The sequence below is a fragment of the Psychrobacter glaciei genome (assembly GCF_014652895.1).
GTDB classification, from domain to species: Bacteria; Pseudomonadota; Gammaproteobacteria; order Pseudomonadales; family Moraxellaceae; genus Psychrobacter; species Psychrobacter glaciei.
The window spans coordinates 16,927-33,659 of the sequence record NZ_BMZR01000008.1; the positions used below are offsets into that span (position 1 = coordinate 16,927).

Consider the following 16,733-nt stretch of genomic DNA (forward strand, 5'->3'; position numbering starts at 1 on the left):
GCCACGCTAATCATATTAGCGTGGCTTTTTTTAATCCATAACAATTAGGTTTATCACAAATTTAGCGCATGTCCTCATTTTAAAAATGGTAATAAAAATGAGGACATGCCGTCGTGCTATGAACCTTCGTCAACACGCACGAGCTTCACGCTACCATCAGCACTCGTCACGCGGCGATAACGCGTATTGCCAGAACTTGATGGTCGAGCCGATGACTGAGGTGAGTAAGTGTTGGGAGTGCTCGTTTGTTGCTGAATCAACTGTCCCATGCGATCAGCAGAGGCAAGCTGTAAAGGCTGATTGTTCGCTGGTTGACCATATTGATTGCCATATTGTGTACTTCTTGGAGCTGTGTTTCCTGCATTTCCAATGATTGAACGGTAAAATTTCTGTCCTGCGCGTCCATCAGCGGGGAAGATACCCTTACTGGTTTGGTACTGCTGAATCGCAGTGCGAGTATTGTCTCCAATGATGCCATCGACTTCACCAATATCATAACCAGCATTTAATAGCGCTTGCTGAATGTCTTTTGCTTGCTGGCGACTGATACCCGGATCGTCGGTAGGCCAAGCAGTGACGAAGTCAGTTTTGCTGCTGTCTTCTTTAGTGATTAGGTCTGATAAATGTGCGATGGCTAAAGCGTAATTCTCTGACGCATTGTACGAATAAAACGTATCGAAGTTTTTACCCACTAAGAAAGCAGGACCTTCAGCGCCTGCAGGTAGTAATAAACCAGCACTATTCAAATCGTAGGGCAGTGGACTGCCATTGGCGAGCGTTAGCCCTTGATCGCGCCAGTGGCTGATAGACTTTTTGTTTTTTCGGTCAGACGCGGCCCAATAACCACTGGGCAATTTGACTTCATAACCCCACGGCTCGCCAGTACGATAACCACGATTGTCCAAGAAGTTAGCGGTAGAGGCTAGCGCATCAGGGACACTATTAACTAAGTCGCGACGACCATCGCCATCAAAATCAACGGCCAATTCTAAAAAAGTGCTCGGCATAAACTGCGTTTGCCCAAAAGCACCTGCCCATGAGCCAGTCATATCACTTGGCGCGATATCACCATTTTGGACGATTTTTAGCGCATTGGCATATTCACCTTGGAAGTAGCTCTGACGACGGTCAAAACAAGACAGCGTCGCTAACGATTCAAACAACGGCTTTTTGCCCAATGTCTGACCGAAGTTTGACTCAACACCCCAGACGCCTAGTACGTGCTCGGCTTTGACCCCATAGCGTGATTCGATTTTACGCAAAGTATCTGCCCACTGGCGCTTGGCACGAATACCGTCTTCTACGCGCTCGCTATCGACCAGCGATGAGAGGTAATCCCAAACGTCTTTTTGAAACTCTGGTTGATAGTTCAACGATTGAATGACGCTAGGATCAGGCTGGCTTGGGCGATAGTTGTTAAAGGTATAACCATCAACTCCGCTAAACTTACTAGAGTTTTTTAATCCATCTAGACATTGTTGTAGCTCGGCATTAGACAAGTTTGGTGCTTCTGGTCGGGCGGCTTGGGCAGTGCTAGCAAAACTCAAACCAACAGAAAGGCTAAGTAGCGATAAAGTAGAAACTGGAGTCAAACGCATGAAAATATCCTATAAACGTCAAAGTGGTCATTAAAAGAGGATGCAGAACTGGTTAAGGTAGTATGGACTTAGAGTAACCAATCTAAATAGTAAAGAAAAGGTATCGAAGCACTCAGTTACTATAAATGGACGTTGGTGTGAGGTTAGGAGAGGGTTTTTGACGGAAACGTCTAATGTCAAAATGCCTAGCATCTTAGTAGATCTTTATTTTCACTAAAACCCAACTACTCCCCCAAAACCCCATCCAACTCATTAATAAAGTTATGAATGCGCTCTGCATTTTTACCTAAATCACTACCGCCAACCCGTGACTTACTGCGGATATCGAGTAGACGCTCACTGCCGTTATCCGTTACACGTACGACAACATCGTCTTTAAAGCCGAACCACATCGTACTATCTGTCGCTTCGACAATTCCTTTATCCGCATCGCTATTTACCAATTCCCAGCCTAAATTATTGACGGCTTGTTCGGTCGCCTTGACCAATTCAGATTGTGATTGTGTATAGCTCAAGGTTTGCAGATCCGGATAGGCGTCACGCTGTTGTTTTGCAGTTGCTTCACCTGCGTACTCAATTGGATTTGGCGCATCAGCGCGTAGTGGGGCAATGGCCTCAAACTTAGGTGGATTGATCAGGTCGGTCGATATATCGTGAATAGGCGGTACACTTTTGCCTTTATTCATCATGCTAAGCGGCATAGCTATGGCAATAGTCGACAGTAGCAGCGCTATTACCGTGCTACCAAGCGTCACTGTTTTGCGTTTAAATATCATTTGTAAAACGAGCAAGATAAGGGCGGCAATTCCAGCAAACACACCGAATTTAAATCCTATAAAGGCGGTACCCAAATCGACGACGCCATATTTATAAAGCGGACCGGGTAACGCCACCAATAAAAAAGCGATTAAGCTTACGAGACTAACTAGAACTTTCATTAGGTTTCTCCGTTATGATTTAATCGTCGCTTAATCACTATTGAGTCACTGTGATAATTAAGCTTATGTTTAATTCAACAGCCAAATATGCTCAGTGACTTTTAGCTCAGGTGCGGAGCCAATAGTAGCAGGTTCATTTATCAGTTCGTTAATTTGATAGTGCTCGCCATAGTATTGCTGTATTTGCTCGTTACTTATGGAGAAGGGCGGTCCATTCTTTTTATTTTGATCATAATTGAGCGTGATTAATAATTGCGGTGCAAATTTTTTATCAGCAGTATCGCTAAGCTGTCGCACTTGCTCGCTATATTTCACACGCATATTGGCTGGTAAGGCAATCAATGCCGCTTTATCGTATACCGCATCGACAAAGCCAATATCCTCAGCCGATAGCGCAAAAATATCAGCAACCCATAGCGTGATGGTTCGTCCTGCCAGCTGACCTTGATAGGATTTAATGATTGGATTATCCGCATGTTGATATACAGTAGGCACGATATTTTGCTCAGCAAAGAACTCTTGCACGGCTGTCTCAACCAATTCAACGCCAACGACATTATAGCCCTGCGCTGTTAGCCATGCCATATCGATCGACTTACCACATAAAGGCACAAATACTCGACCACCAGCGGGCACGTTCAAATGGTTAAAGTACTTCGTTAATAACGGATTAACTTCAGACTGATTAAAACCAATGCGTTTCTCTTGCCAGCGCGTTTGCCAAAATTCAGGGTTCATACGTTCGCCTTTATTGGTTAAGGTTTATATTATTAGTTATTTTTATAATAATCTTTTGGGTGATGATGCTAAAGGTATTAAAAAGCCAAACACCTATGAGATAAGCGTTTGGCTATGATTAAAATTTGCTCTAAAAACTATGCTTTTTCAGCAGTTTCTTATTCAACGTTTTGCTTAGCTCACCATGTATTTACTGAACTCTTTACGCAATTTGGCAAGCTTTGGCGGTATCGCAAAGTTGCAATAAGCTTGTCCTGGGTTTCTATTAAAGAAGTCTTGATGGGTTTCTTCTGCTTGATAAAACTCAACAGCAGGATGTATTTCTGTGACCACATTGACACCCATATCACGCAATTTATTAATGGTACGGTCGACGGTTGGTTTTTGATCTTCTTCGGTGTAAAACACCACACTGCGATATTGGCTACCGACATCATTACCTTGACGATCCATGGTGGTGGGATCATGAGTGGCAAAGAAAACATCTAGGATGACTTCTAGCGGGACGATAGAGTCATCAAACTCAACCTTGATGACTTCAACGTGTCCTGTCGTACCACTACAGACTGCCTCATAGTTGGCAGATACCGCGTCACCGCCCATGTAGCCTGACACGACAGATTGCACGCCTTTTACAGATAAAAATACTGATTCGGTGCACCAAAAACAGCCACCGCCTAATATAATGGTTTGCATAATTTTTCCTATTATTATAGATGTTGTTATAGAGATGGGCTAAGGTCTTTATTTGGATGCAATGGCGTCATTTTTCAATGACTTATTGCTTTGAAGAATTTATTACCCTTAGCGCTACCTAATCAGCTTAGCAGGGCATCTGACCGCGATAAGTAACAAACAGTAATGTTATAATGGGCTTTTGCTACGTTGAGCAGCTTTTAACTAAATAATGACAAGCATGAAAGTAATTATTTCCTACTTTAAGTTCTATTATCCAAAAATGAGTCGCACCATGAGCCAATCCAAGTCTGCTATCAAACATGACACCCTATTTGACAAACCGTTCACCACGCCACTCGATAAAGCAGCGCGCTTTTCTTTCGATGAGCAAGTGGTGGCTTGTTTCCCTGATATGATTCGTCGCAGTGTGCCTGGTTATGGTCAAGTGCTCGCGATGCTGCCTATCTTTGCTCGTCGTCATTGCAAATATCGCCAGCAGGATGATAATGGTCAACGTGTCAGTCGCATCTATGATTTGGGTTGCTCCCTTGGCGCGGCGAGCATGACCTTGGCAGGCGAATTTGAGGCGCAAGACTTACAGATTAAGGCGATTGATATTTCACCAGCGATGACGACGGAAGCAAGCACGTTATTGAGTGAGAATTATCCTGAGCATGACATCGAAGTCATCACTGCTGACATTCGCGACGTCAAGCTTGAGCCATGCGATATGGTGATTTTGAATTTAACGCTACAGTTTTTACCAGCAGCAGATAGAGTTGCGGTATTAGAGAATATCTATAATGTGCTTAGCGAAGGCGGCATATTAGTGCTAACCGAAAAGACCCATGCATTTGATGAGCAATATGATGCGTGGTTGGTTGAGCGTTATTACGACTTTAAACGCGCCAATGGCTATACCGAGATGGAAATTAGCGGCAAGCGTAATGCGCTAGAAAATGTCCTCATTACGGATACCTTAGATGAGCATCATGCACGCTTGAGTGATGTTGGATTTGAGCGTCATCTGACGTGGTTTCAGTTTTTAAACTTTGTCTCTGTGGTGGCGTTTAAATAATCCTTATCTTTAATACAGTTATTTTTCAATCAATACGGTAACCTGCTTTTATGCTCAACGACACTATCATCAACGCCGAACGCGAATTATATCTAACCCTACTAGAGCTGGCGCAACAGCAGCCGAGCGCTTATGAGTGGCTTAAGCAATTACCAACATGGTTAAATGCGATCAAAGACAAAGCTAACTATGCGCATGCGCCTGCCTACCAAGCGTCAGTCGCTCGTTTGCCAATACTAACCGTCAACAACGTCGATCTAAACAGTGATACATTGACGATTGACGCGAGACTTAATGAGTCTGAGCGCAAACAAACAATGGCACTACTAAAGCAATTGATGCCGTGGCGTAAAGGGCCTTTTCAGATTGGTAGTCAAATTGGCAGTCAGATCGGTAATGATGAATCAGCTATAAAAATTGATACCGAATGGCACAGTGACTGGAAGTGGCAACGAGTGGCGCCGCATTTGGGTAGGTTAGAAGGCCGTCGTGTATTAGATGTAGGCGGTGGTTCTGGTTACCATGGTTGGCGCATGGCAGGGGCAGGAGCGGAGACGGTCATTATCGTTGATCCGTCATGCTTGTTTTATCATCAGTTTATGGCGATTCGGCACTTTATGGGTAATGCCGATAATTATAGGACGCACTATATTCCCGTACCGCTTGAGGCGTTGCCTGCGCACAGCCAATTGTTTGATACGGTGTTTAGCATGGGCGTGCTTTATCATCGTCAGTCACCTTTTGAGCATTTACAGCAGCTACGTGGTCAGCTCGTCAAAGGCGGTGAGTTAGTGCTTGAGACGTTGGTCATCGAAGGCGATGCCAATACCGTACTCGTACCGCACGACCGCTATGCGCAGATGAATAACGTGTATTTCTTACCATCAGTGGCAGCATTGATTGGTTGGCTAGAAAAAGTAGGATTCTCAGACGTGCGCTGCGTGGATGTGGCAGTGACTTCGACGGAAGAGCAGCGTAAAACAGAGTGGATGACCTATCATTCGCTAGCAGACTTCCTAGATCCCAATGATTCGACTAAGACCATGGAAGGGTATCCAGCACCAATGCGCGCGACCTTGATTGCCAAGAGGTAGAGCGCTATTAGTATCTGCCATGAATAGATCTCTTGCACAAGTCATTGCTAACCTTAGTAACAAGCTAGGTGTTTATGACCCATCATTGGAAGGTGAAGATATGCCCGAATTAAATGAGCCACTTCTTAAAAGCGACTTCTAATAATATCTTGAGTAAAAATCCTACAAAGCCCGCACCCAGCGCCAAGAAAATCCAAAAAGTACCTGCTCGCCCAGCTTCAGACTTTTTAGAGATATCCCAAACAATAAAGAATAAAAACGCAATGAATATAGGTAATAATACGTATAGTCCCCAACTGGTGACGGTACTGGCGGCAATGGCAAACATGGCATAATCCTATAAAGTGGCAACATACCGTCTATTTAACGCTATCATTCTATGGTTTCTTTGATAGAAATCGCCCTAAGAAAAGCGTATCACCCTCAAATAATGAGCAGTAATAAATAAAACAATAAATGAAAATTAAATAGAAGGGAAAAATACAAAGCATCATTATAACGCGGAAGCAAGTGGGTATAAACTGATGCTAATGAGTCGACAACAGTAACGCTACAATTAGCAGGGCTAACTGTTCATTGCCCATCCTAAATCGCAGCCTATTTATACCGTCTCTTTGGGATTTATCATGAACGATAGCATAGGTAGGCCTTTTAACTGCATAAATTACTCGCATTAACTGTTATAACCGTAAGATTTTAGTGCTAATTTTGGTGCAAATGGTGCAATAAAGCGCAAAGATTGTTATATTTACAGGTTACTTATCCTTTTGTACTATTTTATCCCTTGCAATGTCGGTCGCTATTATAATGGGCAGTTATCGACTGCTCGCATTCGCCACATTTTTACACCGTTTTTGTTGTTTATTTAACTGAGTTCAAATCCTTATGTCACAAGCCCAAATTGATACACTTGCATCACTATTCAACGATGCTATTCATACCTTACAAGCCGATGGCACACTACCTGCTGACTGGCAAAACAACAGCCAAATCACCCGTACGAAAGACTTAAGCCATGGTGATTTTGCCAGTAATATCGCGCTTACTGCTGCCAAAGCTGCCAAGGCTAATCCACGCCAGCTTGCCGAAAAAATCGTCAACGCCTTGCCTGAAAATCAAGACATTCGCCAAATAGAAATCGCAGGGCCAGGGTTTATCAATGTCTTTTTAAACGCTGAAGCCAAATTTGCAGTGTTAGACGATATTTTTAACTTACAAGATCGTTTTGGCTTAAGTGATCAGTTTGAAGGGCAAAAAATTCAAGTTGAATTCGTCTCTGCCAATCCAACGTCAAGTCTGCACGTCGGTCACGGTCGCGGTGCTGCATTTGGCATGAGCGTGTCAAACCTGCTAGAAGCGATTGGCTATGACGTCACCCGCGAATACTATGTCAACGATGCCGGTCGGCAGATGGACATCTTGGCGACCAGTACGTATCTGCGTTATCTAGAAGCCAACGGCGAGGAAATACAGTTTCCCGTTAATGGTTATCAAGGCGACTATGTCAGTGATATTGCAGAAACGCTAAAAGTACAGCATGGCACAAGCTACGTGCATCGCTTTACAGACGTTGCTAAAGATGCGCCAGAAGATGCACAGTTTGAAATCAATGCCGACGGCGAAAAAGTTTTGCTATCAGGTGATAAAGAAGCCCATATCGATGGTTTGATTGCCAATAGTAAAGCATTGCTTGGTGAGGGCTATGAGCTGTTTTTAAATGCCGCATTGAGCAGTATTTTGGCTGATATTAAAGACGACTTGATTGACTTTGGTGTGCGTTACGAGTGTTGGTTTAGCGAAAGATCGATCGATAGCGAGATTGAGCCAGTACTACAAGTTTTAGATGACAAAGGTTATCTGTACGAAAAAGACGGTAATATTTGGTTTAAATCGACCGACTTTGGCGATGAAAAAGACCGTGTGGTACGCCGTGCTAATGGTCAATCTACCTATTTTGCTTCTGATATCGCTTATCATAAAAATAAGTTTGATCGTGGTTTTGATAAAGTCGTCAACGTTTGGGGCGCGGATCACCATGGTTATGTGCCACGGGTAAAAGCTGCTTTATTAGCTTTGGGAATTGATGCAAAACGCCTCGATGTGGTGTTGGTACAATTCGTAGCGCTATGGCGTGGTAGTGAAAAAGTACAAATGTCATCGCGTTCTGGTCAGTTTGTTACCTTGCGCGAGCTGCGTGCAGAAGTCGGTAATGACGCTGCGAGATTCTATTATGTGGCACGTAAGCCTGAAGTGCATATTGACTTTGATTTAGAGCTTGCCAAATCACAAAGCAAAGACAACTTGGTTTATTATATTCAATATGCGCATGCACGGGTTTGCCGCGTATTAGAAAAACTGGCAACCTATGGTTTGACAGTAGATGATGCCGTTGGTTTGGCGCATCAAAATCTGCTTAGTGCACCCAATGAAGATGAGCTGATTAAACTGCTAGCAGGATATCCAGCGACACTGTTACGTGCAGCGACAGGCTATGAGCCGCATGTACTGACCAACTATCTAAAAGAGTTGGCAGCGCTATTCCATGGCTGGTACGATACCAATCGTATTTTGCCGGTGAGCTTAACTTCAGGCGAAACACCAAGTCAGGAAGAGATTGAATTGATGCAAGCACGTCTGCGTTTGTCTAAAGCAGTACGCCAAGTATTGGCCAATGGGCTTAGTTTATTAGGGCTATCCGCACCGTCTAGCATGTAGTGTCTTTCTAACATGTGGTAATTTTCTAACATGTAGAATGAGTATAGGCGACCGATAGCAATAATTCGATAATGATAGATTCAGTAGGGAGAAAGAGATCCATGCTAGCCAAAAAACCTAAAGGCGCGACCGAAAAGCGCAAATCAAGTAGCGTATCAGGTTTATTATGGATGTTTGTCGGGGCAGTATTGACCTTAATGATTGGGGTGTTTTTGTACCTTTCGCCATTATTCGATTTCAGCCCCGCTGATAGCACTGCCGGCAATGATCCTGATCGTCAGGTAGAGCCTCGCATCGATACTGACACTGATAATAGCGATTACGAGTTCTACGATATCTTGCCCAATCAAGAGATGGCCACTATTCCTGATGAAAATATCAGTGAGACAGGTAATGATGGTTTGGGTAGTATCGGTGCTTTTGAACCGGACGTCGTCGTTACTCAACCAGAGAACAACTCAGCCAGTCGCAATGATGATACGGGTAACTTCGGTATTTCTGAAAGCACCTCTATCGAGCCGAGCCGTGGTAGCAATGCTGGCACGAGCAATAATAGCGATGATATTGTTATCGTTGAAGAAGACGCTACCTATGATAGTGCACCAGCTAACGGCAATACAGCAAACCGTACCAATAACGCAGGGGCGAGTACGGCTAGTATTCAACCTGCGAAGCCTGCAGCGACTTATATCTTGCAGATTAATAGCTTCGGTGATGCTGATGAAGCCGATCGCCGCCGTGCCCAAGTGTTGATGGCAGGTGTAGATGCGAGAGTGGTCAAAAACACCACGGGCAATGGCTTGCCTATCTATCAGGTTATTTCGCGCCCAATGAATAACCGTCAAGCAGTCACTACTGCTCAGCAGCGCCTACAAAATAATGGTATTGATTCTATTATTGTTGAGCAGCGCCGCTAAGTTGCGCCTAATAGCTGCCATACTCATTTATTAATAATAAAAGCGTCGCAATGGCGTTTTTTTTATCTCTGTTTTTTGGCAAAGTTATTTTTTCTGTTGGTTTATTATCTCTCATCAAAAATTTCATAAAGAGCGTGGCTATGACTGTCTCTCACTCAGCAACACCGCCTAACGGCTTGATAAAAGCATTTTTCCAAAAGTATTTCATCGATGCCTTTACTGGTATGGCTTTAGGGCTATTTGTCACATTGATTGCTGGTCTGATCATCTCACAAATCGGTGGTTGGTTAGACATGCCAGCACTCATTGCAGTCGGGAAATTGGCCTCTATATTAATGGGGGCTGGCATCGGTGTGGGCATTGCGTATTATCTCAAAGCACCGACTTTGGTTATGCTCAGCTGCTTGGTCGCAGGGATGCTTGGTGCGCACTCTGAAGCGTTGATGGCGGGCACGCTTTTTACCCCGCAAGTGGGTGGACCGGCGACATTCGTGGCTTTGCCCGGCAATCCTATTGGCGCATATTTGACCTCAGTATTTGCCTATCGCGCTGGTACTTGGGTCGCTGGCAAGACCAAACTTGATATTCTCCTAGTGCCATTATTGGTCTGTGCCGTCGCATTGGCAGTTTGCGCCTTGCTTAATCCGCCTATCGTTGCGGCTGTCGCTGCTATTGGTCAAGGTATTCAAGCGGCTACTGAGCTACAGCCTCTACTGATGGGTATTGTTATCGCAGTCGTGGTTGGTATTTTGCTGACAATGCCCACTTCAAGCGCTGCCATTTGTATCGCGATTGGACTTGGTGGTGTAGCAGGTGGCGCTGCTGTGGTTGGTTGTGCGGCGCATATGATAGGCTTTGCGGTTGCCAGTTTTAAAGATAATGGGATTAGCGGTGTGATATCTCAGGGTCTAGGCACGAGTATGCTACAGATCCCCAATGTGTTAAAAAAACCTGTGGTCTTATTACCTGCTGTTGTCGCTAGTGCCATCGTCGGTCCTATCGCCACAGTAGGCTTTGGCTTGGCGTGTACAGCGACAGGCGCGGGTATGGGCACTGCTGGACTGGTCGGGGTGTTTGGGGTCATTGAAGCGTCACAAGAGATTATGAGTAGCGCTCAGTTATGGACAGCGATTATTTTATTGATGTTCGTATTGCCTGCACTGATTGCTGGCGTCGTCGCTTATATGATGCGCCGGCTGGGCTGGTTAGTTGATGGTGATATGAAACTGCCTTAATCCTCAAGGACTATTTGACCTTTTCGATATTACGATAAGGCTAAAAATCAAAAAAGCCCTGCTAGTGTAGCGGGGCTTTTTTGACTGTCTTTATCTTTATCTGAATCTTATAGCGATTAGGCCGATTTACGAGCACCAGTTCTGGCAGGTTTCTTGCCTTTGAATTTGCGTGATAGCTTATGGACGTCATTCAGTATCTTGCTATAGCTTGATGGAAACACGCGCTGTACGGCGTCGATTATTTTGGCATCGTTACCGATCAAGCAGCGTGGCTGATTGGTCGCGGCGGCTTGCAGAATAATCCAAGCCGCTTCACTGGCATCGAACTTTAAAAATTTATTAAAACTACTGATCGCTTTGCTGCCACCCCGCATGCCGAGGTCACTGATGCTGTCATTACCACGCGCACTATTGGCGATATTGGTTTTGATGCCACCTGGATGGATGCAAGTGGCTGAGACGCCGCAGCGCTGAATATTCAGCTCTTGACGCAGGCTTTCGGTAAAGCCACGTACCGCAAATTTGCTAGAGTTATAGGCAGATTGCGAAGGCTGAGCGGTCAAACCAAAGAGACTTGAGATATTAATGATATGACCGTGCTCAGTAAATTGGCGTGCTTTGCTGTCTTTACCATTTTTAGTCGATTCGCTTTCTTTAACGCTATTTTTGATTAAGGGTAAAAATGCCTTGGTGCCATAGACCACGCCCCAAAAATTGATATCCATGACCCATTCCAGCTCATCGATACTGCTGCCTTCTACGGTTGAATAAAGCGCTACGCCTGCATTGTTAAAGATAAAGTTTACTTTGCCGTGATCGCTCATGACGTCGTCTGCCCATGCTTGCACCGCTTTATTGTTTGAGACATCGAGTACGGTCATGGTGACTTTGACATCATAACCGACGAGCAGTTCTTTGGTTTGTGCTAATTGCTCGGGATTGATATCGGAGAGCGCGACATGACAGCCCATTTGTGCTAAATGAATGGCAAGCTCGCGACCCATACCAGATCCTGCACCGGTAATGGCGGCAACATGATTGCGATAATAAGGGGCAATATCATGATCTTTATTAGCAGAAAAAGGTAGGTGCTGACGCAGGGAGATTGCTATAGAAGTAACGTTGTTAAGCATGATAAACAGTCCTTTGTATCATCGGTGATGGAGTCTAGATAGTGCATTTGGCCTTAGCTTTACTGGGCATAGACTCTGAGAGTAAAGCATAAATAGAACCTCTACCTTAGCATGGTTTATAAGGTTAGCTGCCTGCGATTGATAAACGCTGCTGTCATTTTTTGAGCCACTTATAATCAGTGAAAAGCAATATCGAACCATCACGCATTGCTGATATCAATTTTTCTTGCTTGCTGTGCCTGCGCAGACAGAGGCGACAAAAAATAGACATAAAAAAAGCGTCTTAGCATAATGCCAGACGCTTTTTTTGATGACAGCCAATTAAGTAATTAGCTGTCATCATTGAACTATATATTAAGCAATTTCAGGGGTTTTGCCGTCATTAATCACTTCCTCATCGACGAGCACGGTCTTCGCATCTTTCATAGATGGCAGCTCATACATAGTATCAAGCAAAGCATTTTCTACGATAGAGCGTAAACCGCGAGCACCCGTTTTGCGTGCCATTGCTTTTTTGGCAATCGCATCAAGCGCTTCTTTGGTAAAGCTAATATCAGCGCCTTCCATATCGAACAAGTACTTATATTGCTTAACCAAGGCGTTCTTTGGCTCCGTCAATATCTGCACCAACGCTTCTTCATCAAGCTCTTTTAGGGCAGCGAGCACTGGCAAACGACCAATCAGCTCAGGAATCAGACCGAACTTGATTAAATCTTCTGGCTCGACTTGCTGTAGCAAATCTGAGCTACGTTTACTATCGTCTTTTGAGCTGACATCAGCATTGAAGCCAATACCGGTTTTTTCTGTACGCTGCTGAATCACCGCATCAAGACCGGCAAACGCCCCACCGACGATGATAAGGATGTTACTGGTATCGACTTGAATCAGCTCTTGCTGTGGATGCTTACGACCACCGTGCGGCGGGATAGCAGCAACCGTACCTTCGATAAGCTTTAGCAAGGCTTGCTGTACGCCTTCACCTGATACATCACGCGTGATAGAAGGGTTGTCGCCTTTCTTACTGATTTTATCGATCTCATCAATATAGATGATGCCTTGCTCAGCTTTAGCTACATCATAATCTGACGCTTGTAGCAGCTTTTGTACGATGTTTTCAACGTCTTCACCCACATAACCTGCTTCAGTCAAGGTAGTCGCATCCGCCATCGCAAAAGGTACATCGAGTAGACGAGCCAAGGTTTGTGCCAGTAGCGTTTTACCAGAGCCTGTCGGGCCAATTAGCAAGATGTTACTCTTAGCCAATTCAACCATGGCATCGTCAGCGCCAATCTTAGATTTTTTGCTGTCATTGGCTAAAGTCTGACTGACTTTTAGACGCTTATAATGGTTATAAACAGCGACCGCCAGTGCTTTCTTTGCAGCATCTTGTCCGATGACATATTCATCGAGCTTGGCACGCAACTCTTTTGGCGTTGGTAGCTTTTTATTGACCCAAGAGGTATCAATCTCGCTATCAGCATCGTCATTATCATTGTCGGTATCTGCAATGAGGTCGGTACACAATTCGATGCACTCATTACAGATATTGGCATCATCAGCGGCGATTAGCTGTTTTACTTCGCTTTTTTCTTTGCCACAAAAAGAGCAATGCGGTGTTTTATCTTTTGCCATATAAAGGCGCTCCTAAAATTTAAAACTTACAAATATTTTGATTTTTGACATCAAAGCCAAAACGCATAACGTTCAGGCTTTTGATGCTCATCAAAGCTTGTGCTCTTATGCAGTAATTATAAAGAAGCAGGGCGACGCTCTAATACTGCATCGACCAAGCCGTATTCTTTGGCTTCTTCGGCATCCAACCAATAATCACGCTCGACGTCTTTTTCAATTTTTTCTACTGGCTGACCCGTACGCTCAGCTAATATCTTATTCAAACGTGCACGAGTTTTTAGAATTTCGCGCGCATTAATTTCGATATCAGTTGCTTGACCTTGTGCGCCACCTGATGGCTGGTGAATCATCACTCGAGCATTGGCTAGGGCATAACGCTTGCCTTTCTCTCCAGCTGCCAATAGGAATGAACCCATGCTATACGCGCCGCCCATGCAAATGGTCGATACTTCAGGCTTGATAAAGTTCATGGTATCAAAAATAGCCAAACCAGCACTTACTGAGCCGCCTGGTGAGTTGATATACAAGTGAATATCTTTATCAGGATTTTCAGCTTCTAAAAATAATAGCTGTGCGACGATCAAGTTGGCCATATGGTCTTCGACTTGACCGGTCAAAAAGATAACGCGTTCACGTAATAGGCGTGAGAAAATATCGAACGAGCGTTCACCGCGTGCTGATTGTTCTACAACCATAGGCACTAGTGCAGCCTGAGGTGCGCTTTGAGTGTGTTGCGCGCTTTGAGCAGTATTGTGCGCACTCATCAGCATATCAAAATGCGGGTTAGCAGTAATACGATCATAATCTGTCATAGAGATGTCCTGTTTATAAGTACATAAAATAAAGAGATAGAGATTAGCGAACAGCCAAGCTTTTATTAATGCTTATCATTGTAAATGTTGCCATCTTTTAATAATACTAACTGGCTAAAATAATAAGCGCCAGATGTCGCTAAAAATAATTGAGCCAATGGTAACTTTTTTATGGGGGCAATAGTAACGTTTTAATGTGACAAACGATAAATGACTCCCTATTAATAAGGCGTCTATATGGATTTATCAAGGGGAGCTGCTATAAAGTATGGATAAAGATAGCACATAAGCTACCAATAAAAATGCCCCAACAAAATGTTAGGGCATCGCTCAAGCATGGTTACCGATTAGCGCTGATGTGACGACACTGATGAATAATCAGAGCATCATCTTACATCGCTTGCTGCTGCTGTTGCTGAGCAGCTAGCAAGTCTTGGTAGCTAACTTCTTTGTCAGTTACTTTACCTTGCTCGATTAGATAATCAACCACTTGGTCTTCTAGTACCACAGACTCAATGTTAGCGCGCTGCTGCTTATCAGTGGTGTAGTACTCGATTACCTCGCTTGGATCTTCGTAGTTTTCAGCGGCTTCTTTGATGAACGTTTCAACGCGTTCTTGATCTACTTCTAAGCCTTTGGTATTGATAACACGAGCAACGATGATGCCAAGACGGGCAGCACGTAGCGCTTGCTCTTCAAATAGCTCATTTGGTAGCATGTCTTTATCGAAGCTTTCAGCGTTAGAGCCGAACTGCTGAGAAAAACGTTGCATCATCATGTTGCGTTGACGCTCGATTTCTTGCTCTAGCATAGCGTTTGGTACGTCAAACTCGTTCTTTTCTAGCAATGCATCAAAAGTCGCTTGCTTAACTTGGCTACGCGCAGCGTTTTTGATTTCGCGTTCCATGTTTTTGCGTACGTCGTCTTTTAGTTTTTCAACGCCGCCTTCTTTTACGCCGAATAGCTCAAGGAACGCATCGTCGATTTCAGGTAGCTTAGATTTTTCAACCAGTTTTACGTTGATTTTGAACTGAGCTTCTTTACCCGCTAGGTTTTCAGCTTGGTAATCTTCTGGGAAAGTTACTTCGATGATTTTTTCTTCGCCAGCTTTCATGCCTTTGATACCCGCTTCAAAGCCAGGAATCATTTGGTTGCTACCGATAACCAATTTGAAGTCTTCAGCAGAGCCGCCTTCGAATTTTTCGCCGTCGATAGAACCTTCAAAGTCAAAAGTCACTTGGTTGTCTTTCGCAGCCATGCCTTTTTTCTCAACGAATTCTTCACGTTGCTTTTGTAGGTTTTCGATCATGGTGTCAACGTCAGCTTCATCAACCTTAGCAGTATGACGCTCAACTTCGATCTCATCGATACCTTGTACGTCAACTTCTGGGAAGATTTCAACAGTCGCTTGATAAACCAAGAAATCATCTTCAAGTTTTACGTCGTCGATGTTAGGCATGCCAACAGCGCGGATGTCTTCAGATTTGATCGCTTCAAAAACGGTATCACGGATCACATCGTTGATAACTTCTTGTTGAATGCCAGCACCGTACTGAGAGCGGATGTGTGACATAGGGACGTTACCTTTACGGAAACCGTCAATCTTGGCAGTTTTCGCAACTTGGCGAATACGGCCTTCGACTTTGTTTTGAATTTTTTCGACAGGTACTTTAACTGTCAATTGGGTTTCTTTGTTAGATAGCTTGTTGGTTGTGACTTGTAAATCTGTAGCCATGTTAATTACACCTTTAGGATTAGATAGTACTTAAAATTAAGCAGTACTTAGGATTAAATGGTAATAGACAAACCGAGCCTCAAAATACGGGCGTGTACAACGGATTGCCGTTGGAATAAATAGGGGATAATGATAGCCCGCAACGTCCATATCAGTGTCAGTAGCAATCGCTGCCAGCACAAAATATAAAACCGCTGAGGTTGTAAATGCTATCAAATATCAATAATAAACCGTTAATGCACCGCATAATAACGCTTTTTGGTGAATTATACAGACATATAACGGTTTTCGACAAAATTTTTAAAAGTAGAACAGTATAATCTATCTGATTATTAAAGTAAAAATTATCTGTTTGCCGTTTGTTCACTCAAAAATTACCACGTTAGTTGCACGTCACGCACCGTTCATAATTTTGCGCTCGATGTTCTAT

14 protein-coding genes are annotated in these 16,733 nt (G+C 44.0%); 5 read left to right on the top strand and 9 right to left on the bottom strand.

Features of this window, described 5'->3' with window-relative positions:
• Nucleotides 1–116: 116 nt before the first annotated feature.
• The 4 genes from IE130_RS12900 to msrA all read right to left on the bottom strand — a co-directional run bounded on the left by IE130_RS12900 (nt 117) and on the right by msrA (nt 3,970).
• The gene (locus tag IE130_RS12900) at nt 117–1,598 is read right to left on the bottom strand and encodes a lytic murein transglycosylase (RefSeq protein WP_189586660.1); all 1,482 of its coding nucleotides are present in this window, start codon (nt 1,596–1,598) and stop codon (nt 117–119) included.
• A 224-nt stretch (nt 1,599–1,822) separates the two neighbouring features.
• Nucleotides 1,823–2,536: a DUF1499 domain-containing protein gene (locus IE130_RS12905; protein WP_189586663.1), complete on the bottom strand. Its 714-nt coding sequence runs from the start codon at nt 2,534–2,536 to the stop codon at nt 1,823–1,825.
• A 69-nt stretch (nt 2,537–2,605) separates the two neighbouring features.
• Entirely contained in the window at nt 2,606–3,274 is a 669-nt protein-coding gene (gene tmpT / locus IE130_RS12910; RefSeq protein WP_189586665.1) for a thiopurine S-methyltransferase, read from the bottom strand.
• 174 nt (nt 3,275–3,448) lie between these two features.
• The gene (gene msrA / locus IE130_RS12915; RefSeq protein WP_189586668.1) at nt 3,449–3,970 is read right to left on the bottom strand and encodes a peptide-methionine (S)-S-oxide reductase MsrA; all 522 of its coding nucleotides are present in this window, start codon (nt 3,968–3,970) and stop codon (nt 3,449–3,451) included.
• 262 nt (nt 3,971–4,232) lie between these two features.
• Between msrA and cmoA the strand changes: the two genes are divergently transcribed.
• Both cmoA and cmoB read left to right on the top strand, forming a co-directional pair.
• On the top strand, nt 4,233–5,030 hold the full coding sequence (gene cmoA / locus IE130_RS12920) for a carboxy-S-adenosyl-L-methionine synthase CmoA (RefSeq protein WP_189586791.1): 798 nt from the start codon (nt 4,233–4,235) through the stop codon (nt 5,028–5,030).
• A 50-nt stretch (nt 5,031–5,080) separates the two neighbouring features.
• A complete protein-coding gene (gene cmoB, locus IE130_RS12925) occupies nt 5,081–6,124 on the top strand; it encodes a tRNA 5-methoxyuridine(34)/uridine 5-oxyacetic acid(34) synthase CmoB (protein WP_189586671.1) in 1,044 nt (347 codons plus the stop codon).
• A 109-nt stretch (nt 6,125–6,233) separates the two neighbouring features.
• On the opposite strand, the gene IE130_RS12930 is transcribed toward cmoB, so the two are convergent.
• Nucleotides 6,234–6,452 (bottom strand): DUF2788 domain-containing protein, encoded by a 219-nt coding sequence (locus IE130_RS12930; protein WP_010200696.1) that lies wholly within the window; start codon nt 6,450–6,452, stop codon nt 6,234–6,236.
• A 557-nt stretch (nt 6,453–7,009) separates the two neighbouring features.
• Between IE130_RS12930 and argS the strand changes: the two genes are divergently transcribed.
• From argS to IE130_RS12945, 3 genes are all read left to right on the top strand, one after another.
• The gene (gene argS, locus IE130_RS12935) at nt 7,010–8,839 is read left to right on the top strand and encodes an arginine--tRNA ligase (protein ID WP_189586674.1); all 1,830 of its coding nucleotides are present in this window, start codon (nt 7,010–7,012) and stop codon (nt 8,837–8,839) included.
• A 101-nt stretch (nt 8,840–8,940) separates the two neighbouring features.
• Complete coding sequence (locus IE130_RS12940; RefSeq protein WP_189586677.1) at nt 8,941–9,756, top strand: SPOR domain-containing protein; 816 nt, start codon at nt 8,941–8,943, stop codon at nt 9,754–9,756.
• A gap of 140 nt (nt 9,757–9,896) precedes the next feature.
• Nucleotides 9,897–10,991, top strand: coding sequence for a PTS sugar transporter subunit IIC (locus IE130_RS12945; RefSeq protein WP_189586680.1), 1,095 nt, complete (start codon nt 9,897–9,899; stop codon nt 10,989–10,991).
• Nucleotides 10,992–11,107: 116 nt separating this feature from the next.
• On the opposite strand, the gene IE130_RS12950 is transcribed toward IE130_RS12945, so the two are convergent.
• The 4 genes from IE130_RS12950 to tig form a co-directional block, all read right to left on the bottom strand.
• The gene (locus IE130_RS12950; protein WP_189586683.1) at nt 11,108–12,124 is read right to left on the bottom strand and encodes an SDR family NAD(P)-dependent oxidoreductase; all 1,017 of its coding nucleotides are present in this window, start codon (nt 12,122–12,124) and stop codon (nt 11,108–11,110) included.
• A gap of 354 nt (nt 12,125–12,478) precedes the next feature.
• Nucleotides 12,479–13,756: an ATP-dependent protease ATP-binding subunit ClpX gene (gene clpX / locus IE130_RS12955; RefSeq protein ID WP_189586686.1), complete on the bottom strand. Its 1,278-nt coding sequence runs from the start codon at nt 13,754–13,756 to the stop codon at nt 12,479–12,481.
• Between the two features lie 116 nt (nt 13,757–13,872).
• Complete coding sequence (gene clpP / locus IE130_RS12960; RefSeq protein WP_026037287.1) at nt 13,873–14,568, bottom strand: ATP-dependent Clp endopeptidase proteolytic subunit ClpP; 696 nt, start codon at nt 14,566–14,568, stop codon at nt 13,873–13,875.
• 391 nt (nt 14,569–14,959) lie between these two features.
• Nucleotides 14,960–16,303 carry a trigger factor gene (tig, locus tag IE130_RS12965; RefSeq protein ID WP_189586689.1) on the bottom strand — a complete coding sequence of 448 codons (1,344 nt, stop codon included), beginning with the start codon at nt 16,301–16,303 and terminating at the stop codon, nt 14,960–14,962.
• Nucleotides 16,304–16,733: the final 430 nt, after the last annotated feature.